Here is a 21,439-nt window from a genome sequence, read left to right as displayed (position 1 = left end):
ATGACCGAAATCGAATTCAACGCACTGGCCGCTCAAGGCTACAACCGGATTCCGCTGATCGCGGAAACCTATGCCGACCTCGACACACCCCTTGGCATTTACCTGAAGCTTGCCTATAACGGCCCGGACGGCGGTCGCAACAGCTGCCTGCTTGAATCGGTCGTGGGTGGCGAACGTTTCGGTCGCTATTCATTCATTGGTCTTCCGGCCAAAACAGTCATCCGCTCAACAGGCCGCACCACCGAAGTGCTGCAATACGGCAAAGTGGTCGAAACCATCGAGGGCGACCCGCTGGACTTCATTGAGCAGTACCAGGCCCGCTTCAAGGTTGCCCTGCGACCCGGCATGCCGCGCTTTGCCGGTGGGCTGGCCGGTTACTTCGGCTATGACACGGTACGGCATATCGAATCAAAGCTGGGGCCTGCCGTTAAACCCTTCCCGGAAGGCCAGGGCAAAGGCACGCCCGACCTGATGCTGCTGCATATCGATGAACTGGTGATTGTCGACAACTTGGCGGGCAAAACCTATCTGCTGGTTTATGCCGACACGACCCAACCCGAAAGCTATGTTCAGGCACAGCGCCGCCTGAAAACGCTGCGTGAAAAACTGCGTACACCGGTGACTATCCCGTACGCCTACGCCAGCCTGCAAACTGACTGCCATCGAAGTTTTGCAAAAGAAGACTACCTGAGCGCAGTGGCGCGGGCCAAAGACTACATTGCCGCCGGTGATGTCATGCAAGTCCAGATTGGCCAGGTCATTTCCAAACCGTTCCGTGACTCGCCCTTGTCGCTGTACCGTGCCTTGCGTTCGCTGAACCCCTCACCCTACATGTACTACTGGGACTTTGACAGTTTCCACGTCGTCGGATCGTCGCCCGAGATTCTGGTTCGCCAGGAAAGTGTTGAGGACCAAGGCAAGACCACACCTGTTGTAACGATTCGCCCCCTTGCCGGAACCCGACGCCGGGGCGCAACCCCGCAGGAAGACCGCCAACTGGCAGAAGAACTGCAAGCCGACCCGAAAGAGCGGGCCGAACATGTCATGCTGATTGACCTGGCGCGCAACGATGTGGGGCGCATCGCCGAAACCGGCAGCGTCAAGGTCACCGAAACCATGGCTATCGAACGCTATTCGCATGTTCAGCACCTGGTATCGAATGTCAGCGGCACCCTGAAGCCCGGGCTGAGCAACATGGACGTGTTGCGCGCAGCCTTCCCGGCCGGAACCCTGACCGGCGCACCCAAAGTCAGGGCCATGGAAATCATTGACGAACTGGAGCCCGTACGCCGGGGCATTTACGGCGGAGCCGCCGGCTACATCAGCTACAGCGGTGAAATGGATGTAGCTATTGCCATCCGCACCGGTGTCATCAAAGACGGGATGCTTTACGTTCAGGCTGCAGCCGGCATTGTGGCCGACTCGGACCCTGAAAAAGAATGGCAGGAAACCGAAGCCAAAGCCCGTGCCGTGATTCGCGCGGCAGAAAAAGTCCAGTTCGGCCTTGACGAACCTGTCTGACCCAAAAACGCCCGGAGACAACCATGCTGCTGATGCTCGATAACTACGATTCATTTACTTATAACCTGGTGCATTATTTCGGTGAACTGGGCGAAGAGGTCGTTGTGCTGCGCAATGACCAAACCACGATCGACGCCATTGAGGCCCTCAACCCCGACCGGATCTGCATTTCCCAGGGCCCTGCTCGCCCGCTGAGGCCGGCATTTCAATCCCGCTGATCCAGCACTTCGCCGGGCGCAAGCCAATTCTGGGCGTTTGCCTGGGGCATCAGGCCATCGGTGCGGCCTTTGGCGGCAACATCGTCAGGGCCAAAACCCTGATGCATGGCAAAACCTCAACCATCACTCATGATGGCAAAGGCGTCTTCCAGGGTCTACCCGCGGAATTTACGGTCACTCGCTACCACTCGTTGGCCATCGAAAACGACAGCCTGCCCGACTGCCTTGAGGTAAGTGCTCGTACCCCCGATGGCGAAATCATGGCCGTTCGTCATAAAACCCTGCCCATTGAGGGCGTACAGTTTCACCCCGAATCCATTCTCAGCGAACAAGGTCACGCCTTGCTTCGTCAATTTCTTACAATGTAAAAAACAGGATATCCAATGAAAAACATCTCCATCCAGGATGCGCTGACCCGCTGCATCGAACACCGCGAAATTTTCCACGACGAAATGCTGCACCTGATGCGTATGCTGATGCGCGGCGAAATGTCGCCCCAAATTGCAACAGCACTGATCATGGGGCTGCGCGTCAAAAAGAAACCATCGGTGAAATCACGGCAGCAGCCCAGGTGATGCGCGAATTCGCCCTGAAAGTTGAGACCCCTACCCGGATGACCTGCTTGACATGGCGGGCACCGGTGGAGACGGCAGCCATACCTTCAATATCTCAACGGCGGCAATGTTTGTAGCGGCAGCTGCTGGTGTCAAGGTGGCCAAGCACGGCAACCGCAGCGCATCGTCGTCGTCAGGCAGCGCTGATGTGGCCGAGGCTTTGGGCATCAACATTGCCCTGACACCCGGGCAAATTGCAGAGTGCATCGCCGAGACCAATATTGGTTTTATGTTTGCTCCCGCCCATCACGGCGCCATGAAAAATGTCGCGTCCATTCGCAAAGAGCTGGGTGTCAAGACCATTTTCAATATCCTGGGCCCATTGACCAATCCTGCCGGCGCCGGCAACCAGTTAATGGGCGTCTTCCACCCCGATCTGGTTGGTATCCAGGTCCGCGTACTTCAGCGCCTGGGCTCAAAACATGTACTGGTCATCCACGGCAAAGACGGCATGGATGAAGCGTCGTTGGGCGCCCCCACATTGATTGGCGAGCTCAAGGACGGCGAGGTCAATGAATATGAAATCCACCCAGAAGACTTCGGCATCACCATGACCTCCAATCGCTCGATCAAGGTCAACAACCGCGACGAGTCGGCCGCCATGATCAAAGAGGCTCTCAGCAATATTGAAGGTGCCGCTCGTGATATTGTTGGCTTCAATGCCGGTCTGGCTATTTATGCCGGTAACCGTGCCAGCACCCTGCAAGACGCTGTGCGCACGGCCTTTGAACTTATTGCCAACGGCGCTGCCCTTGAAAAACTCAACACATTCAGCGCATACACACGGAAATTCCAGTCATGAGTGACATTCTTCAAAAAATACTCGATACCAAAAAAGCCGAAGTTTCCACTGCCCGCCAGATGCGCAGCGAGGCCGAGGTCTTGCGTGAGGCGCAAAGCCGCACGGACTTGCGTGGCTTCATGAAGGCTATCGAAGACAAGATTCAGCAAGGCAAGCCGGCCGTCATTGCCGAAATCAAGAAAGCATCACCGTCCAAAGGCGTGATCCGCGAAAACTTCAACCCGGCCGAGATCGCCGCATCGTATGCCGCACATGGCGCGGCCTGCCTGTCGGTACTAACCGATGTGCAGTTTTTCCAGGGTTCATACGATTACCTGCGCCAGGCGCGTGCCGCCTGCGCCCTGCCGGTTCTGCGCAAGGATTTCATGATCGACCCCTACCAGATCGCCCATGCCCGGGCCATAGGGGCCGACTGCATTCTGTTGATTGTTGCGGCGCTCAGCCCGAACCAGCTGCACGAAATGGAAGCACTGGCCATGGAGTTGGGGATGGACGTTCTGGTCGAAGTACATGACCGCGACGAACTGGACGTTGCCCTGCAAATGAAAACACGCCTGCTGGGGATAAACAACCGCAACCTGCGCACCTTCGAAGTGTCCTTGCAAAACACCATCGATATGCTGCCCCTGATTCCAAACGATAAACTGGTGGTTACCGAAAGCGCCATTCTTGCCAAAGAAGACGTCGACCTGATGCGCTCGCACAACGTCAACGCCTTCCTGGTGGGCGAACGGTTCATGCGTGCCGAAGACCCGGGTCTTGCCTTGAAAGAGCTGTTTTTCTGATGCGTAGTGCAGATTGCCCGTTGTGTACCCGCGATGTTCAGGCAGAACTCTGGAGCAACTCGCAATTGCGAGTCATTGATGCCAACGAGCCCGAGTTTCCGGGGCTGACCCGGGTGATCTGGCATGACCATGTGCGTGAAATGACTGACCTTACCGAGCCACAGCGCCACTACGTTATGACGGCGGTGTGGGCGGTTGAGTCGGTCATGCGCCAACACCTAGCACCGACCAAGGTCAATCTGGCCCAGTTTGGCAATATAGTGCCGCACCTGCACTGGCATGTCATACCTCGCTGGACCAATGACACCCGCTTTCCGGATGCGATCTGGGCGTCCAGACGCGACCCGTCGCCCCGGCAGGCCGACGCCTGGGCACAGCAGCGCAGCCAAACTGAACTGGCGCTGCCGGGTTACCACGCTGCCCTTCGCGAGGCCCTGGCAACACTACCAGAAACACCTCGGGCACCGGCACCCTGACCTTGCCATGACGACCACTTTGCCTGACAACGCATTCCGGGGCAACCTGCTGAGCGACGCAGTGAACCTGCCAGGGCACTGGCAAACTGCCTTGCAGCGCAGCGACGTACAAACGGCCCTTCAAGAACTCGACCTGTATCTGACACAGCGACTGGATGAAGGAGCCGTTATTTTCCCGGCCCACCCGTTCAGGGCGTTGTCCGACCTGCCCCTGAAGCCGTGCGCGTCATTATTCTGGGACAAGACCCCTACCACGGCCCTGGCCAGGCACATGGCTTGGCGTTCAGCGTTCCAGACCATTGCCCCTGCCCACCCAGCCTGCGCAATATATTCAGCGAGATCGCTCGCGAATTTCCCGATCAACTCACCGTACAGTCCAACAACCTGGAGCGCTGGGCAAGACAGGGCGTTTTGCTGTTGAACACCGTGTTGACAGTGGAAAGCGGACAACCGGCATCGCATGCCCGTCGAGGCTGGGAAACCGTTACCGATGCACTGATTGAGCACATCGCCTGCAGCCCCCAGCCCAAGGTGTTCATGTTATGGGGCAACCATGCACAGCAAAAACAAGCCCTGATTCCGACCAACGACAACACCCTGGTGTTGCGTGCCAACCACCCTTCACCCCTGTCGGCGCGACGGCCACCCATACCGTTTCTGGGGTGCAATCATTTTGCTGACGCCAACCGCTGGTTGCTGAATCATGGCGCCGCAGCTATCGACTGGTCGTAGCAAGGCTTCGCACGGACCCACACCGGCAAAACAAGCCTGACCGCACAGTACCCCGATATTCCGGCAAGACCTGCAGTTTTTTCTTAACGTGCTTTTGTGACGTACATATTGCACAGTTACAAATTAGTACTTTCCCTAACCCGTGAGCATAGATATACTTCCGGCACTGCATTAATAAGCGTCGACATTTTTATACAGCCCTTGTTGCTGTGTGCCAGCAGTTGACTGAATCTTCAGCACCCATGTCGCACGCCATCGCTCCCTGACCCCAAGCCTTTCCGTTGCGGTTCTTCACTGAACCTGCTGCATTCCAGGTTGATTGGTCGGCACGATGCTTTCTAATCAACCGGCCATCGGACACCTTCTATCGTCCTGGCCAGTGCATGCCGTTTATTACGGCAAAGGAATACGCATGTCTTTTGAGAACCTGGGTCTCGCCCCTACCCTATTGTCTGCCGTCAGCAAAGCTGGCTTCTCTGCGCCTACCGCCGTTCAGGCTGCCGCCATCCCTCAGGCCCTGGCTGGCCACGACCTGATGGTTTCCGCGCAAACCGGCAGTGGCAAAACAGCAGCGTTCATGCTGCCAGCCCTGAATCGTATTGCCCAGATGCCTGCCAACAAAGGCTCAGGCGTACAGGTGCTGGTCTTGACACCGACACGTGAACTGGCGATGCAGGTTGCCGAAGCCACCAAGCTGTATGGCGCGCACATCAAAGACCTTCGCACTGCCGTTGTTGTAGGCGGCATGCCTTATGGTGCCCAACTGAAAGCACTGTCGCGTCGTGTTGACGTGCTGGTTGCAACCCCCGGCCGTCTGATCGACCACCTGCAGGCACGCCGTGTTGACTTGTCGACCGTACACACACTGGTGCTTGACGAAGCTGACCGTATGCTGGACATGGGCTTCATCGAAGACATTGAAACGATTGTAGCCAGCACGCCTGCCGCTCGCCAGACCCTGCTGTTTTCAGCCACTCTGGACGGATCCATCGCCCGTCTTGCTGGCGAAATGATGCGTGAACCGCAGCGCATTGACGTTTCGGGCCACAAAGAAAAGCACAGTAACATCACACAAAGCCTGCTGTATGCAGACGACCATAACCACAAAATGCGCCTGCTTGATCACCTGCTGCGTGACTCGACGCTTGACCAGGCGATTGTCTTCACATCGACCAAACGCGGTGCCGACGATCTGGCCGACCGCCTGTCAGAACAAGGTTTCACAGCTGCCGCATTGCATGGCGACATGAACCAGCGCCAGCGTACCCGCACACTGGGCCTGCTGCAAAAACGCAAATTGCGCATTCTGGTTGCCACCGACGTTGCGGCTCGCGGTATTGACGTGCAAGGTATCAGCCACGCCATCAATTACGACCTGCCCATGCAACCCGAAGACTACACCCACCGTATCGGCCGTACAGGTCGTGCCGGCAACAACGGGTTGGCCTTCACACTGGCAACACACTCCGAGCGTCACAAGATCCGTCGCATTGAACACTTCATTGGCCAGCCTATCCCGTCAGAAGTGATTGAAGGCCTTGAGCCCAAGAAAACCGTTCGCCCGACCTACACCGATCGCAAGCCCGGCGGTAAAAAACCGTACGGCGCACGTGGCGGTTTTGGTGGTGGCAAACCGGGTTATGCCGGTAAGTCCGACGACCGTTTCGGCGATCGCCCGTCGTATGGCAAGCCTGAAGGCCGCTTTGGCGACAAACCTTCGTATGGCAAGCCTGAAGGTCGTTTCGGTGACAAGCCTGCGTTCAGCAAAGGTGAAGGCCGCTTCGGTGACAAGCCTGCGTTCAGCAAAGGCGAAGGCCGCTTCGGTGACAAGCCTGCGTTCAGCAAAGGTGAAGGCCGTTTCGGCGACAAGCCTGCATTCAGCAAAGGCGAAGGCCGCTTCGGTGACAAGCCTGCGTTCAACAAAGGCGAAGGCCGCTTCGGTGACAAGCCAGCGTTCGAAGGCCGCAAGGAGGGTTACAAGGGGCGCGAACAACGTGCTGGTGGCGCCGACACAGCTGCCCGTCCGGCCCGTGCCCGCCCGGCATTCTCGGGCAAACCTGCAGGCGGTGCGGCCAAGCGCCCAGCAACGGGTCGCCAGGCGTTTTACTCATAAGCCAAACGTCTTTACCGCATCATCAAGCATCCGGGCCAGCAGCTGAGCTGCTGGCCCGGCTTGCGTTGAGTGACCGCCACCCAGCACCAGATACAACGATGCCCTGCGCTGCTGCCCTTTAACCAGAGGTAGCGGCAGAAGCACGCCACTGTCCAGCCAGGGTTGAACCATGTGTCGGGGCAACCATGCAAACCCAAGCCCACCCGCAATCAGTTCAATGGACGCCTGCAAACTGCTGACAGTCCAGCGCTGGGACGACCCTAGCCACCCCTCATCACGTGGATTCAACGTACCCGAATCACGCACCACAATGTGACGGTGCCGTTTCAGGTCGTCTTCATCAATGTTACGCCCCAGCGCGTGCAACGGATGGTCTTTTTGGGCAACGGCCACGAACTCAAGATCCATCAGCAAGCTACCCAGATAACCGGTCGGAACATAAGCCCCCACCATAACGTCGGCACGCTGCGCGATGATGGCCTCTTCCGCGCCCGACAAGACAACCTCAACCAGCTCAACCCGCGTTTGCGGCGCCTGTTGCTGAAACTGCTGCATCGCTACGGCCAGCAATTCTTTGGGAAACGCCTGATCAACGACCAGCCGCAGCTCGGGTTCCCACCCTGCGCCAGCGATGCGGCCAGCTTTTCAAGGTTTTGTGCGTCAGCGAGCAATTCACCGGCATGAACCAGCAAGGTTCTGCCTGCATCGGTCAGTTGCGCCTTGCGCCCCTCGACAACCAATAACGACACACCGACCTGCTCTTGCAAGCGGGCCACCAGATAACTGATGGACGACTGGCTCCGATGCAATGCGTGTGCCGCTTGCGCGTACCCCCGTATTCGACGACCGCCTGAAAGGCACGCCACTGCTCTAGCGTTGTTTTTGGCATAGCCATACCTATCTAAAAAATCGATCAAATCAATCAAATAATAGCGCTTTTTTATTTGTTTTATAGAAAATAGAATAACACCATTGCAATTCAAGACCTCTTATTGATGGAGCCTGTCATGATCGAAATCCGTAACGCTCAAGATCGCGGCCACGCCAACCATGGCTGGCTCAACAGTTACCACACCTTTTCTTTCGCTGAATACTTTGACCCGGCCCATATGGGTTGGCGCGCCTTGCGTGTCATCAATGACGACACGGTTGCGCCCAAAGGGGCTTTGCCACACATGGCCACCGCGATATGGAAATCATTTCCTATGTACTTGACGGCGAACTGGCCCATCGGGACTCAATGGGCTCCAGTGCCACCATACGTCCGGGCGACGTTCAGGTCATGAGTGCCGGGTCCGGAATCCGTCACAGCGAATTCAACGCATCTGCCGAACACCCTGTGCACTTCCTGCAAATCTGGATTACTCCCGACCGCACCGGCACCACGCCGCGTTACCAGGAAAAGTTCTTTGCCGAACACGAAAAGCGTGGACAGCTGCGTCTGGTGGTATCGCCCGATGGCGCAGACGGTTCATTGCAAATCCTTCAAGATGCCCGCCTTTATGCAGGGCTGCTGGATAGCACCGAAGCTGTGACGCACAGCCCCCGGATAACCGGCACGGCTATATCCATGTGGCCCGCGGCTCGTTGCAAGTTAATGGCATCACCATGACCGCCGGTGACGGTGCCCGCATTGCCAATGAACAGCAACTGACATTCACAAACGGTCAGGCGGCCGAGTTTCTTTACTTCGACCTGCCCTGACCACGATTCCAGGCTCAACCAAAACAGAGTTTTTCATTACCGCCGGTAAAGGCATATTGATCAGCCTTCCGGCATGCACCCTGCCCCTTAAACATCAAGGAAACACCAAAATGACGAAAGTTCTTGTCCTTTATTACTCATCGTACGGTCACATCGAAACCATGGCTCAGGCTGTTGCCGAAGGCGCGCGCAGCGTTGGCGGTACCGAGGTTCATGTTAAGCGAGTGCCTGAACTCGTTCCTGAAGACGTGGCCAAAGCCAGCCATTTCAAGCTCGATCAAAGTGCACCTATTGCAACGCCTGCCGAACTGGCTGACTATGACGCCATTATTTTCGGCACACCCACACGCTTTGGCATGATGGCCTCGCAGATGAAAAATTTTCTGGACCAGACGGGCGGCTTGTGGGCCCAGGGCAAGCTGATCGGTAAAGTCGGCGGCGTGTTCACGTCTACCGCCACACAACACGGCGGGCAGGAAGGCACACTGCTGTCCTTCCACACCGTCTTGCTCCATCATGGCATGCTGATTGCAGGCCTGCCCTACTCGTTCCAGGGCCAGACCTCGAACGACGAAATCACCGGTGGCACACCCTACGGCGCTTCGACCATTGCCAACGGCGACGGCAGCCGCCAGCCCAGCACAAATGAACTGGACGGCGCACGCTTCCAGGGACGGCATATTGCAGAAATTGCCGTTGCCCAGAAACTGGGACGGACGGCCATGGCTGCAGCCTGAGGGTTCGCCCAACGCCCTGATTCCGCGTAAAATCAGGGCTCTTTCATTGATCGGAATTCGTTCTTCACGAATTCCGATTTTTCTTGGATCGGCTGCTGATGAAACAACTGGCTCAAAAACCATTATTTCTTTCTTTGCTGCTGGCCATCGTGCTGTGGTTCGTCTTCGACAATTTTGTCGTCGCTGCCGCCGTAGGGCTGCTGACAGGCTTCATGGTGTCGATGCTGCATTCGCTACACGTATTGAAACGTGAGTCTGAACAGGCGCAGCAACCTGACATCGGGGCGCACGCCAAGACAAACACCCCGGAAGTCGCGCCACTAGCCCCTCCACCAGAACCGACACCGCACACCCCACCGACCACGGCACCTCCTGAGCCTGCCGCACGAACATCCTCTGCCCCTATGTCCCACTCTACCTTGCCCCAACCCGACCCCATTGCACTGGCTCATCTGGACACTGTCACACGCCATCTGCACCACTGCATTCAGGCTGCGCCAGGTGGTTTTCTGCCCTTTGATCAGTGGATGCAACAGGCGCTGTACGCGCCCGGCCTCGGGTACTACACAGCGGGCAGCGAAAAATTCGGCGCCTCACAAACCACAGGCGACTTCACTACGGCCCCTGAACTGACACCCCTGTTTGGCCAGGCGCTGGCCCAACAAGTTGCGCAGGTATTACGCGAGGCCGGGTCGAATCACGTCCTTGAGTTTGGTGCCGGTTCGGGTGCTTTGGCCGCAGCACTGATTCCTGCCTTGCGAACACTGGGCATTGAACCCGTCTACCAGATCCTTGATGTCTCTGCCGACCTCAGGCAACGTCAACAAGCACACCTGGCCAGCCTGGACGCCAATATCGAATGGGTTGAACAGTTGCCTCATGCCTTTGAGGGCTGTGTTGTTGCCAACGAAGTGCTCGACGCCATGCCTGTCACCCTGTTCGAATGGGGCCAGGACGGCCAGGTCATGGAAATCGGAGTCGTCGATGCCAATGGTTTTGCGCTGGCCAGCCGGCCGGCCTCGCCGCGCCTGCAAAAAACGGTCAGCGAGCGGATGCCCCCTTGCCGGGCTATCGCTCCGAGTTGAACCTGCAAGCCGAGGCCTGGGTGACAGGCCTGGGCGATTGGTTGCACAAAGGGGCCGCGCTGTTGATCGACTACGGCTTCCCCGGCATGAGTACTACCACCCCCAACGTGCTGAAGGCACGCTGATGTGCCATTACCGGCACCATGCCCACGCAGACACCCTGCTGTACCCGGGCCTGCAAGACATTACCGCACACGTTGACTTTACCGCCATGGCAGATGCTGCCCTGGCCGGGGGTATGGAGGTGCTGGGTTACACCACACAGGCCCGGTTCCTGATCAACTGCGGGCTGGCCGATCTGGTCAGCACCGTCGACCCGTCTGATCCTGTCGAGCATGCCCGCACCATGGGGCCCGTACAAAAACTGCTTTCAGAAGCCGAAATGGGCGAACTGTTCAAGGTTATGGCCATTGGCCAGGGCATTGACGGGCCACTGATTGGTTTCATGCAGGGTGATCGCCGCGACCGTCTTTGACCGCTAGCAACCGTTGCAAGGCCTCAAGCCGGGCCGCCCTGACCGCCGCCTTGATATCAGCCACACGCCCGGCGCAAGCGCGGGCCACAGCACCGGCATCAACAGCCCGTACTGTTTGCAACCCCTGCAGCCAATATGGCAGCAGGGTATTTGCAAAATCATCAGGCAATACACAAGTCGCAGCCTGAACCAGGTCAACGAAACGTTCAGGCTTTCGCAAACCATCAAGCTGCTCGACAAGAGAAAGCACGGCTGAAGCAGCCAGAGGCTGGCCAAGCCCTTGCAGTGCCAGCGGCAACAAACGGGCAAAATCAATAACGTCGGTCGGTGCTTTAAGGTGCCGCGCCAGCAGTTCGGGCTGAGGCGATGCCAGACAGGCCAGCGCAAAACGTGCCGGCAACGCCAGCCCGTGGGCAACGGCACAGGCCAGACGATCACCCAGTTGTGCATCCATGACGAACCCGGGCATCACACGGGCCAATGCACCGGTAGCCGCCAGCACCTCGAACAAACGCAGAGGGCTCTCGCTTGTGAGCCCCTTGCTGATTTCGCGCCATACACGTTCAGGCACCAGGGCATCCACCTCGCCGTTTCCAACCATATGGCGGGCCAGGGCGAGAGTTTCGGGCGCAATGTCAAAATCGGAAAAACGGGCGGCAAAGCGGGCCAGACGCAATAAGCGCACAGGATCTTCAACAAACGCGTCACCCACATGACGCAAGATACGTGCCTGTACATCCGCCACGCCGTTCAGAGGATCAACCAGTTGGCCGTCGCGGGTTTGAGCGATGGCGTTGACCGTCAGGTCGCGACGCCGCAGGTCATCGGCCAATGACACTTCAGGACCGGTATAAAACGTGAAGCCTTGATAGCCACGACCCGACTTGCGTTCAGTGCGCGCCAGAGCGTATTCCTGATGGGTGCGTGGGTGCAGAAAAACGGGGAAATCACCCCCGACGGGTACAAAACCGCGCTCAGTCATGGCCTCGGGCGTCGCCCCGACAACCACCCAGTCACAATCACCGGCAGGCAAACCCAGCAGCGCATCACGCACGGCACCACCCACCACGTAAACCTGCAACCCTTCGGTAACCGGGTCCGGATTAAAACCGGCAACGCCGGCAAACCCGCCATTACGGCAAGTCGACGCGACGGCGCGCCTGCGGACTGATAACACCCAGCCGCTCTTTGAGCGATTGGGGCTGCCCAGTAAACAGGGCCGAATAATACACCGCATTCGACAGCACGTACTTGACGTACAGACGGGTTTCCGTGAACGGAATGGTTTCAGCAAAGATGGCACCTTCGACGGGCCCCAACAGTTTAGAGCGCCACTGCACAGAACGACCCGGCCCTGCGTTGTAACCCGCCGTGGCAAGCACCTGCGATCCGCCCAGATCTTCAAGAACCATTTTCAGATACTGAGTACCGAGAATAGTGTTGGTGTCAAAATCATTGACGGACGACGGTGTGAAATCGGTCATACCGATTTTCTTGGCCACCCACCGTGCGGTTGCCGGCATCAGCTGCATCAACCCCGACGCACCCACTTTGGAGCGGGCATCGGTAATGAACCGGGACTCCTGACGAATCAACCCGTACACCCAGGCAGGATCAAGATTGATTTCGCGTGCTTTGGCGCTGACGCGCCCCTCGAAGGGGCTACAAAACGCTGGGAAAAATCAGCGACCTGCGCAGTTTGCAACGACGTATTCACTACACGGTCGTAAATCTGTTCTTCTCGCGCCAGTTCGGCAGCGGCCAGCAACTGCCGGTCAGTCATCCCGCGCAAGGCAAAATTCCATTCGGGTACCGCCTCGGCGCGCCACCCCAGATCAAACAACTTGATGGCGCGTTGCAAGCCCGGATTGGCCCGCGCCTGAGCCAGTTCGTCGGGAGTAACCGCCGGCGGACGCGGGGGCACCGTAATGGGCAGCCCCAACTCTTCGTGAGCCAACTGGCCATAAAACCCGTAATCATTCAGAATGGATTTATACAAGCCCTTGGCGGCTGCTTCATTACCTTGGGCAGCGACAGAACGCGCATACCAATACACCCACACCGGCTCAGCCGCCTGACGTGCCGTCATCTTCCGGATGGCATCACCGACACGCTTCCAGTCAACCGGCACCTGACGCAACTCGGAACGGACTTCCCAGGCGTGGTTGTAATCTGTTTTCGGACCCGGACCAGATTCGCGATACCACTGTACCGCCTGCGGTTCAACATTCAGCGCAGAGACCAGACCAAACTGCCCCCAAACCCATTGCAGATCTTGTTTGGGTAACACGGAAGCCCATTGCTCTTTGATGTAACGGGTTTCAGCGTCACGATCACCGCGCGCCAGTCGCGACAATGCGAGTGTCACCAGCTCGATTTCTTCGCGGGACTGTGGTTTGCCCTGGGTCGCCAGCCACTGGCGCGGATTCTTGACAAGCGCTGCATAAGACTTCATTTGACCAGCGTTGAACATCAAGGCCGCCAACCGCTGGGCATCGCCTGCCTTGTTGGTTTCAAGGGTGGCACGCAGCATGGGCTGCAAATGCTTCCAGGCCACGACATGACGGGCGACCAGTTCGTCGAGCAGCATCCAGCAAGTGCTGACCGGCTTGAAGGCATCAACCGCCTGCTGCGCATTCACGGGTTGACCGGACATCTGACGCGCCAGCAACAACGCACAGTCGACCAACGACGAGCTGGCGAGGACGGGAGCGAGCGCCAGCGCCTGCCGATAATCACCGGCACGCGTGGCGGCAATGACCCAGTCGGCCCTGACCCGGTCAGCCAGGTAGGCATCTTGATTCGTTGCCATGAACTGCTTCAATCGTTCGGTCGGGACCGGAGAAGCCGGATCTTGCAACTGGCGGCGCAAGGCCCAGTACTCGGCATACGAACCCAGCAAGGGTTCTTGACGGGCCACCGGCATCAGAGATTCCAGCTTTTGCCATTGTTTGGCCTGCATGGCGTCGCGCGCATCGATAACCGCCTGCAAGGCGGCGGCCGCCGCTGCACTATCGAGTGGTGTACGTACCGGTGCCGGAGCACCCGGAGCCGAAAGCGTAGCCACCACCGTTTGGGCGACGCCGGGCTGGACCACCAGTTGATCCTCGGTGCCCAGGTCGGGACGGGCCGTGATTTCAGACAGGCTGGCATCGCTTTGCGCGGCGACCGGCAAACTGACCCCCCGCCAGACCGGCCATACACGCGACAGCCACGCCGGCGCGACGAAACGATTTCTGATACCGTTGAACCTGCTGTAATGCCATCTTGACCAACCTGAGTGAATGAATTGCTGCCATGAGTCACAGTATAGAGAATAAGCCCGTCAACTTGCGCGACCGGCTTAAATCGTTACGTTCGGCGCAAGACCCTGCCGAACGACAACGCGGCGCGCTGTTGATCAGAGGCCGGCTGTTTACATGGCTGGCAACCGCACGCGACGCCATGAAAAAAGCGGGCAGGCGTGCCCCGGAAAATATTGCCGCATTCTGGCCACTGGCTCAAGAGCCCGACCTGGTACCCCTGCTGCACCAGTGGGCCACCGATGAGCACCTGAACTTGTCATTACCCGTGGTAACAGGGGAAAACCAGCCTCTGGAATTTCGGCGCTGGACCCCGGAAACGCCCATGAGTACCGGCACTTACGGTATTGGCGAGCCCGTCAGTGAACCCGCCCCGAACCCCGATGTAATTCTGGTACCGGTTCTTGGGTTTACGCGTGAAGGTGATCGCGTCGGCTATGGCAAGGGCTATTACGACCGCACTCTGGCCAAACTGGATGTCGATGGCCATCGCTTCATTGCCATTGGTATTGGTTGGGCCTGTGGTGATCTTGACCGCCTGCCGGAGGTCAAATACCAGCCTCAACCCCATGACTACCCCTGGATGCCATCTTGACCGACAAGGGCTGGGCCATGAAACTGCCCGACTAAAACAAGCCGGCATAATGCTGCCGGCCTGAAAAGCGCACGGAAGGCACGCACCACCCACCCGATAAGGTCAGGACAATTCCAGGTTCCTGGCAATAGCCAGGGTGGCCTCGGCATTGTTCAAGGTATAAAAATGCAAGCCTGGCGCACCGCCGTCGAGCAGCCGCTGGCAAAGCCCGGTGATGAACTCGGTACCAAACGCCTTGATCGAGGCCAGGTCACCTTGGTAATCGGCCAGGCGCTGACGAACCCAACGCGGCACTTCAGCCCCGCACATTTCAGAAAACCTCAGCAGCTGAACCTGATTGGTGATGGGCATGATGCCTGGCACGATAGGCACAGACACCCCTTTGGCCGTTGCGCGTTCGACAAAATCGAAGTACGCATCCGCGTTGAAGAAGTATTGGGTGATGGCCGCATTGGCACCGGCATTGACCTTGTTCACGAAATGATCAAGGTCGGCTTGTGCACTTTGGCCTGCGGATGCACTTCGGGGTACGCCGCGACCTCGATATGGAACCAGTCGCCGGAATGTTCGCGAATGAAACGCACCAGATCAATGGCATAGTGCAGATCACCGCGGTCAAGCCCCATACCGGAAGGCAGGTCGCCGCGCAACGCCACCACACGTCGTACACCGCTGTCGCGGTAGGCATCGAGAATTTCGGCGAGCACCTGACGCGACGATGCCACACACGACAAATGCGGCGCGGCATCGAACCCCAACCCCTGCATCTGACGCACCGCGTCAGCCGTGCCGTCGCGCGTGGAACCACCGGCACCGAAGGTGACACTGACATACGCAGGTTCAAGCACGGTAAGCTGACGCGCCACCTGCTGCAGTTTTTCTTGTGCCGCCGCATCGCGCGGGGGAAGAACTCTAGGCTTAATGCCTTGGAAGCATTCATTGTGAAATCAACCTGGACAAGAGCCCCGAGACAATGCTGTACACAAACGCCCCCAGCAGCGCCCACCAAAACCCGTTGACCTGAAAGCCACGCAGGATGGAGCCGGCAAACCAGAATACCAGCGCATTGAGAACCAGCAGGAACAGCCCCAGGGTCACGATAGTGATGGGCAAGGTAAGCAACACCAACAGTGGTTTGACCAGGGTATTCAGCAAGCCCAGGACCAATGCCGCAATAAGGGCCGACCAGAAGGAAGCTACCGTGATACCCGGCAAAATATACGCAACGATCAGTAAAGCAACTGCATTGAGAATCCAGATAAGCAAGAGTTCCATGATCAGCCTCTGTTGATGTGCAGGATTGGATTAGTAGCGGTAGTGCTCGGGCTTGTAAGGACCAGCCACCGGCACGTTAATGTAGGCCGCCTGTTCAGGTGACAATTCGGTCAAGTGAACACCGAGCTTTTTAAGATGCAAACGGGCTACTTTTTCGTCAAGGTGCTTGGGCAACACGTAGACCTTGCCGGTTTCGTAGGCCTCACCACGGGTGAAGAGCTCGATCTGGGCGATGGTCTGGTTGGTAAATGACGCCGACATCACGAAAGACGGGTGGCCAGTGGCACAGCCCAGATTGACCAGGCGCCCCTTGGCCAGCAAGATAATGCGCTTGCCATCGGGGAAAATGACATGGTCAACTTGCGGCTTGATTTCTTCCCACTGCAAGTCTTCAATGGCCGCAACCTCGATTTCGTTATCGAAGTGGCCGATATTGCACACGATGGCCTGATCTTTCATGCGCTCCATGTGCTTGCGTGTGATGACGTTGTAGTTGCCGGTCGCCGTAACGAAAATATCGGCTTTGTCGGCGGCCTCTTCCATGGTGACGACTTTATAGCCCTCCATGGATGCCTGCAACGCGCAGATAGGGTCAATTTCAGTAACCCAGACCTGGGCACGCAACGCAACCAGCGCCTGCGCACAGCCCTTGCCGACATCGCCAAAACCGACAACCACGGCAACCTTGCCTGCGATCATGACATCGGTGGCGCGCTTGATGCCGTCAACCAATGACTCACGGCAACCGTACAGGTTATCGAACTTGGATTTGGTGACCGAGTCGTTGACGTTAATGGCCGGGAACGCCAGTTCACCTTTTTCGCCATCTGGTACAGGCGGCTGACACCGGTTGTGGTCTCTTCGGTAACGCCCTTGATTTGAGCCAGACGCACCGAATACCAGGCAGGATCAACAGCCAGGCGGGCCTTGATGGCGGCAAACAGAATGCGCTCTTCTTCGCTGCCGGGGTTCGCGAGTACGGAAATGTCTTTTTCAGCCTTTGAACCCAGGTGCAACATGAGGGTGGCATCGCCGCCATCGTCGAGAATCATGTTGGCCTGCTGGCCATTGGGCCACTCGAAGAGCTTGTGGGTGTATTCCCAGTACTCTTGCAAGGTTTCGCCTTTGACTGCGAACACGGGAATGCCGGCAGCGGCGATGGCGGCAGCGGCGTGGTCTTGCGTCGAGAAAATATTGCATGACGCCCAGCGCACTTCGGCACCCAGGGCTACCAGCGTTTCGATAAGCACGGCAGTCTGGATGGTCATGTGCAGGCTACCGGCAATGCGGGCGCCCTTGAGCGGTTGTGCCGCAGCGAATTCTTCGCGCGTGGCCATCAGGCCCGGCATTTCGGTTTCAGCGATGGCGATTTCGCGGCGGCCCCAGCCAGCCAGACCGAGATCGGCAACTACAAAATCTTGGAAAGAGGTGTCAGCAACAGTGTTCATGGTGAGATCCAGTAAACCTGCGTGACGGGAAGGTAGTGGCACAACGGTTTGGCCCACCCCACCCGCGTTACAGGTGATGATGAGCGCCGTTGAACAGAAAACAGACCCTGAGCCTAGCGGGGAAACCCGTCGCAGCGCCCCTCAGGGAGATGCCATTGTAGCGTAAAAGCGGCCCTTAACCACCCTGACGACGCGGGTAGCCCTGGCTTTTGATGCGCGCCCAGACGGCGCGCTTTTCGTCTTCAGAGAAGAAAACCCAATTCGCCACTTCCATGGCGGTACGGCCACAACCACGACAGATGTCGTCGTAAAGCGTTGAGCACACCGCCACGCAGGGCGAGTCGGTGGGCAACAGGCTGTGATTGTCGTCGGGGTTGCGGCCAGATGACATTACAGACCTTTTTTGAGCAACTCGACTTTGTCGGTGGCTTCCCAGGTGAACTCGGGTTCGGCACGGCCAAAGTGGCCATAGGCGGCTGTTTTTGTGTAAATGGGGCGCAACAGGTCAAGCATGTTGGTGATGCCACGCGGGCGCAGGTCAAAATGCTCGCGTACCAGCAAGGCGATTTTGTCGTCTTCGATGACACCGGTACCGTTGGTATTGACCGTGATATTGATGGGTTCGGCCACACCAATGGCATAACTGATCTGCACCTGACACTGGCGGGCCAGACCGGCCGCAACAATGTTTTTGGCCACATAACGCGCGGCATAGGCTGCCGAACGGTCAACCTTGGACGGGTCTTTACCCGAGAATGCGCCACCGCCGTGGGGGCAAGCGCCGCCATAGGTATCGACAATGATCTTGCGACCGGTCAGGCCGCAGTCGCCCTGCGGACCACCGATAACGAAAATACCGGTAGGGTTGATCAGGAAACGGGTTTTATCGGTGAGCAGGCCTTCGGGGAAGCAGGGCTTGATGATCTGGTCGATAACCGCTTCACGAATGTCGGCTTGCGAGATTTCCGGGGCATGCTGCGTGGAAAGCACGACAGTGTCGACCTCGACCGGCTTGCCATTGACATAGCGGAAGGTGACCTGAGACTTGGCGTCGGGACGCAACCAGGGCAAACGACCGTCTTTGCGCTGTTCGCTTTGACGCTGCATAAGACGATGCGCGTACCAGATGGGCGCAGGCATCAGGTCGGGGGTTTCGTCGCAGGCATAACCGAACATCAGGCCCTGGTCGCCAGCGCCTTGATCCATGTTTTGCTCGGGGCTGCGGTCAACCCCTTGTGCAATGTCAGGCGACTGCTTGTCATAGGCCACCAGTACAGCACAACCCTTGTAGTCGATACCGTAATCGGTGTTGTCGTAACCGATACGCTTGATGGTGTCGCGTGCAACCTGGATATAGTCAACGTTGGCCGTGGTGGTGATTTCACCCGCCAGAATGACCAGACCCGTATTGCACAGCGTTTCAGCAGCAACACGCGCATGAGGGTCTTGCTGGAAAATGGCGTCGAGAATGGCGTCGGAGATCTGGTCGGCGACTTTGTCGGGGTGGCCTTCGGAAACCGATTCAGAGGTAAACAGGTAATCGTTGCTTGACACAGTACACATCCTTCAGAGATGGCCAGAAACTGGCACAGAGGTTGAACGGATTGCGTTGCACCTCTGTTGCTGTGAAGCCTTGGTCAGGGCGCGACGCTTTAGCGGAATATTTTTCAAAGCCGGGCTGCCCCGGCGATGTATCGCCCCGCAAGTTGTCGGTTAACTCAGCGATACTTCCCATTTTAAGCGAAAATACATAATTGTTCCTCTGTCGCGTCCGACGTCGCGCTGCATACCGTACATGCTGCTTTTCCTGTTCCGTTTGCTGGCCTTGGTTCCGCTACCCGTGCTTCATGCCGTCGGGCGTCTGGCCGGGCGCGCCATTTATGCCTTGCCAGGCAAGTACCGAGAACGCCTGCAGGCCAACGCCCGCCAGGCCGGATACACCGACCCGGCATTTCCCGGCCAAGCCGCCGCGCAGGCCGGCGCCATGATCATGGAGCTGCCAAAAGTCTGGCTGCGCAACACTGAAAGCCTGGCCAAAACCTTCAGTGACGACGACGCTGTCGTAGAGCAGGCGCTGGCCGAAGGCAAAGGCATTCTTTACCTGACCCCGCACCTGGGTTGCTTCGAAATCACCGCTCGCTACCTGACCCGGCACGGGCCGATCACGGTCATGTACCGGCCACCACGCAAAGCCATTCTTGCGCCTGTCATCGAGAGCGCGCGCAGTACTTCAGGCCTGAACGCGGTGCCCGCCACCCTGCAAGGGGTGCGGGAATTCGTGCGCGCACTGAAACGGGGCGAGGCTGTCGGCATGCTGCCAGACCAGGTGCCCGCTCAAGGTGACGGCGTATGGGTACCGTTTTTCGGACGGCATGCGTTCACCATGACCCTGGCCGGCAAGCTGGCGGCCCAGACCGGGGTGGCCGTCATCATGACCGCAGGCGAACGCCTGCCTCGCGGCAAAGGCTGGCGTATTCACTACATACGCATTCCCGGGCCCCTGCCGGCCGACCCGGCTGCCCAGGCCCTGCTGATCAACCAAACCATGGAAACCCTGATCCGGCGTTTTCCAACCCAATACCTCTGGAGCTACAAGCGTTACAAGCAGCCGGCCGGGGCCCCGCCACCACCTGCTGCCGCAACCCCACCTGACCCATCATGAGACTCAACAAAGCCTGCCTGCTGCGCGCCGTTTTTACTTATTTTGGCCGTTGCCCCACCCCTACCCGCTTGCGCTGGGGCGGGATTCTGGGGTGGCTGGCGCCTCGCCTGCTCAAGTCGCGCGCCCACATCGTTCGCACCAACCTGCGACTGTGCTTTCCCGAGCTTGATGATGCCACGCGCGAAGCCATGTTGAAACGCCATTTCCGCCTGCTGGCCCAATCAGTCATCGACCGCGGACTGATCTGGTTCGGGGATCCGGAACGCGTGCGTCAAACGGTACAGCTGAAAGGTTACGAACACCTTGAACGCGCCATGGAGGCCGGCGAAAAAATTCTGATTCTGGCTCCACATTTCATTGGACTGGATGCGGCAGGCTCGCGGGTCGCCATGGACTGCCCCAGGTTCGCTTCGTTTTACACGCCCTCCAGCGACCCCGACATTGACGCTCTGATGCGCGAAGGCCGACAGCGCTTCAATGAAACCTCGCTGGTCAGCCGGGACGAGGGTATTCGTGGTTTGATCCGTCTGTTACGCAAAGGCATTCCGGTGTACTACCTGCCCGATATGGACTTCGGCAGGGAAGGCGCGGTGTTCGTGCCGTTTTTGGCATTCAGGCAGCAACGCTGCCAAGCACGGCGCAAATCGCGGGCTCCTGGCAGGCCAAGGTCATCCCGGTCACCAGCCGGCTGGATGAAACAACCGGTCAGTACCAGATCGAACTGATGCCGCCCATCCCCGACTTCCCCAGTGACGACGACCCAGAGGCCGCTACCGCGCGCATGAACCGTCTGCTCGAAGACTGGATCCGGCGCGACCCGGCCCAGTATTATTGGGTACACCGCCGCTTCAAGACTCGCCCTATTGGCGAACCCAAACCTTACTAGGCGCAGAAA

General features: G+C 58.1%; 13 protein-coding genes, 9 pseudogenes and 1 riboswitch. Of the genes and pseudogenes, 13 read left to right on the top strand and 9 right to left on the bottom strand.

Going from position 1 to position 21,439, the window contains the following annotated elements:
• From trpE to N7E01_RS10565, 7 genes and pseudogenes are all read left to right on the top strand, one after another.
• A complete protein-coding gene (gene trpE / locus N7E01_RS10595) occupies positions 1-1,521 on the top strand; it encodes an anthranilate synthase component I (RefSeq protein WP_289172866.1) in 1,521 nt (506 codons plus the stop codon).
• A 23-nt stretch (positions 1,522-1,544) separates the two neighbouring features.
• Positions 1,545-2,107, top strand: a pseudogene (locus N7E01_RS10590) (anthranilate synthase component II).
• Positions 2,108-2,122: 15 nt separating this feature from the next.
• Positions 2,123-3,155, top strand: a pseudogene (gene trpD, locus N7E01_RS10585) (anthranilate phosphoribosyltransferase).
• The gene (trpC, locus tag N7E01_RS10580; RefSeq protein ID WP_289172864.1) at positions 3,152-3,940 is read left to right on the top strand and encodes an indole-3-glycerol phosphate synthase TrpC; all 789 of its coding nucleotides are present in this window, start codon (positions 3,152-3,154) and stop codon (positions 3,938-3,940) included. The pseudogene trpD and the gene trpC overlap by 4 nt, the downstream one beginning before the upstream one ends.
• A complete protein-coding gene (locus N7E01_RS10575; RefSeq protein WP_289172863.1) occupies positions 3,940-4,416 on the top strand; it encodes an HIT family protein in 477 nt (158 codons plus the stop codon). The genes trpC and N7E01_RS10575 overlap by 1 nt, the downstream gene beginning before the upstream one ends.
• 7 nt (positions 4,417-4,423) lie before the next feature.
• Positions 4,424-5,148: pseudogene (locus N7E01_RS10570) on the top strand (uracil-DNA glycosylase).
• 412 nt (positions 5,149-5,560) lie between these two features.
• The gene (locus N7E01_RS10565) at positions 5,561-7,261 is read left to right on the top strand and encodes a DEAD/DEAH box helicase (protein ID WP_289172862.1); all 1,701 of its coding nucleotides are present in this window, start codon (positions 5,561-5,563) and stop codon (positions 7,259-7,261) included.
• Here N7E01_RS10565 and N7E01_RS10560 read toward each other — a convergent pair.
• Together N7E01_RS10560 and N7E01_RS10555 are read right to left on the bottom strand one after the other, a co-directional pair.
• Positions 7,256-7,831 carry a LysR substrate-binding domain-containing protein gene (locus tag N7E01_RS10560; protein WP_289172861.1) on the bottom strand — a complete coding sequence of 192 codons (576 nt, stop codon included), beginning with the start codon at positions 7,829-7,831 and terminating at the stop codon, positions 7,256-7,258. The genes N7E01_RS10565 and N7E01_RS10560 overlap by 6 nt on opposite strands.
• Positions 7,819-8,244, bottom strand: coding sequence for a LysR family transcriptional regulator (locus N7E01_RS10555; protein ID WP_289172860.1), 426 nt, complete (start codon positions 8,242-8,244; stop codon positions 7,819-7,821). Before N7E01_RS10555 ends, N7E01_RS10560 begins: the two co-directional genes overlap by 13 nt.
• A gap of 24 nt (positions 8,245-8,268) precedes the next feature.
• Between N7E01_RS10555 and N7E01_RS10550 the strand changes: the two are divergent.
• The 3 genes and pseudogenes from N7E01_RS10550 (at position 8,269) to N7E01_RS10540 (ending at position 11,262) form a co-directional block, all read left to right on the top strand.
• Positions 8,269-8,965, top strand: a pseudogene (locus N7E01_RS10550) (pirin family protein).
• Between the two features lie 110 nt (positions 8,966-9,075).
• Complete coding sequence (gene wrbA, locus N7E01_RS10545) at positions 9,076-9,702, top strand: NAD(P)H:quinone oxidoreductase (protein WP_289172859.1); 627 nt, start codon at positions 9,076-9,078, stop codon at positions 9,700-9,702.
• A gap of 404 nt (positions 9,703-10,106) precedes the next feature.
• Positions 10,107-11,262: pseudogene (locus N7E01_RS10540) on the top strand (class I SAM-dependent methyltransferase).
• Here the strand turns inward: N7E01_RS10540 and N7E01_RS10535 are convergent.
• Together N7E01_RS10535 and N7E01_RS10530 are read right to left on the bottom strand one after the other, a co-directional pair.
• A complete protein-coding gene (locus N7E01_RS10535; RefSeq protein WP_289175794.1) occupies positions 11,231-12,343 on the bottom strand; it encodes a tRNA nucleotidyltransferase/poly(A) polymerase-related protein in 1,113 nt (370 codons plus the stop codon). The pseudogene N7E01_RS10540 and the gene N7E01_RS10535 sit on opposite strands and share 32 nt — an antisense overlap.
• A gap of 52 nt (positions 12,344-12,395) precedes the next feature.
• Positions 12,396-14,407: pseudogene (locus N7E01_RS10530) on the bottom strand (lytic transglycosylase domain-containing protein).
• 152 nt (positions 14,408-14,559) lie between these two features.
• Between N7E01_RS10530 and N7E01_RS10525 the strand changes: the two are divergent.
• Entirely contained in the window at positions 14,560-15,159 is a 600-nt protein-coding gene (locus tag N7E01_RS10525) for a 5-formyltetrahydrofolate cyclo-ligase (RefSeq protein ID WP_289172858.1), read from the top strand.
• Positions 15,160-15,261: 102 nt separating this feature from the next.
• On the opposite strand, the pseudogene N7E01_RS10520 reads toward N7E01_RS10525, so the two are convergent.
• The 5 genes and pseudogenes from N7E01_RS10520 to metK form a co-directional block, all read right to left on the bottom strand.
• Positions 15,262-16,025, bottom strand: a pseudogene (locus tag N7E01_RS10520) (methylenetetrahydrofolate reductase).
• A 70-nt stretch (positions 16,026-16,095) separates the two neighbouring features.
• A complete protein-coding gene (locus N7E01_RS10515) occupies positions 16,096-16,434 on the bottom strand; it encodes a phage holin family protein (protein ID WP_289172857.1) in 339 nt (112 codons plus the stop codon).
• A gap of 30 nt (positions 16,435-16,464) precedes the next feature.
• Positions 16,465-17,882: pseudogene (gene ahcY / locus N7E01_RS10510) on the bottom strand (adenosylhomocysteinase).
• A gap of 74 nt (positions 17,883-17,956) precedes the next feature.
• Positions 17,957-18,031: riboswitch (S-adenosyl-L-homocysteine riboswitch) on the bottom strand.
• 26 nt (positions 18,032-18,057) lie between these two features.
• Positions 18,058-18,273: a DUF1289 domain-containing protein gene (locus tag N7E01_RS10505; RefSeq protein ID WP_289172856.1), complete on the bottom strand. Its 216-nt coding sequence runs from the start codon at positions 18,271-18,273 to the stop codon at positions 18,058-18,060.
• On the bottom strand, positions 18,273-19,436 hold the full coding sequence (metK, locus tag N7E01_RS10500; RefSeq protein WP_289172855.1) for a methionine adenosyltransferase: 1,164 nt from the start codon (positions 19,434-19,436) through the stop codon (positions 18,273-18,275). The genes N7E01_RS10505 and metK overlap by 1 nt, the downstream gene beginning before the upstream one ends.
• A 232-nt stretch (positions 19,437-19,668) precedes the next feature.
• Between metK and N7E01_RS10495 the strand changes: the two genes are divergently transcribed.
• Positions 19,669-20,544 carry a lysophospholipid acyltransferase family protein gene (locus tag N7E01_RS10495; RefSeq protein WP_434089583.1) on the top strand — a complete coding sequence of 292 codons (876 nt, stop codon included), beginning with the start codon at positions 19,669-19,671 and terminating at the stop codon, positions 20,542-20,544.
• Positions 20,541-21,430, top strand: a pseudogene (locus tag N7E01_RS10490) (lysophospholipid acyltransferase family protein). Before N7E01_RS10495 ends, N7E01_RS10490 begins: the two are co-directional and overlap by 4 nt.
• The last annotated feature ends 9 nt before the right edge of the window (positions 21,431-21,439 follow it).

Origin of the sequence: Neopusillimonas aromaticivorans (assembly GCF_030344915.1) — a bacterium.
Lineage (GTDB): Bacteria > Pseudomonadota > Gammaproteobacteria > Burkholderiales > Burkholderiaceae_B > Neopusillimonas > Neopusillimonas aromaticivorans.
The sequence above is the reverse complement of the archived record's forward strand: the minus strand, read 5'-3'. Positions and strand labels throughout refer to the sequence as shown.

Excerpts from the sequence above, each read along its gene's own strand:
- trpE (WP_289172866.1), top strand. The coding sequence starts at position 1 with ATGACCGAAATCGAATTCAACGCACTGGCCGCTCAAGGCTACAACCGG.
- trpC (WP_289172864.1), top strand. The coding sequence starts at position 3,152 with ATGAGTGACATTCTTCAAAAAATACTCGATACCAAAAAAGCCGAAGTT.
- N7E01_RS10575 (WP_289172863.1), top strand. The coding sequence starts at position 3,940 with ATGCGTAGTGCAGATTGCCCGTTGTGTACCCGCGATGTTCAGGCAGAA.
- N7E01_RS10565 (WP_289172862.1), top strand. The coding sequence starts at position 5,561 with ATGTCTTTTGAGAACCTGGGTCTCGCCCCTACCCTATTGTCTGCCGTC.
- wrbA (WP_289172859.1), top strand. The coding sequence starts at position 9,076 with ATGACGAAAGTTCTTGTCCTTTATTACTCATCGTACGGTCACATCGAA.
- N7E01_RS10525 (WP_289172858.1), top strand. The coding sequence starts at position 14,560 with ATGAGTCACAGTATAGAGAATAAGCCCGTCAACTTGCGCGACCGGCTT.
- N7E01_RS10515 (WP_289172857.1), bottom strand. The coding sequence starts at position 16,434 with ATGGAACTCTTGCTTATCTGGATTCTCAATGCAGTTGCTTTACTGATC.
- N7E01_RS10505 (WP_289172856.1), bottom strand. The coding sequence starts at position 18,273 with ATGTCATCTGGCCGCAACCCCGACGACAATCACAGCCTGTTGCCCACC.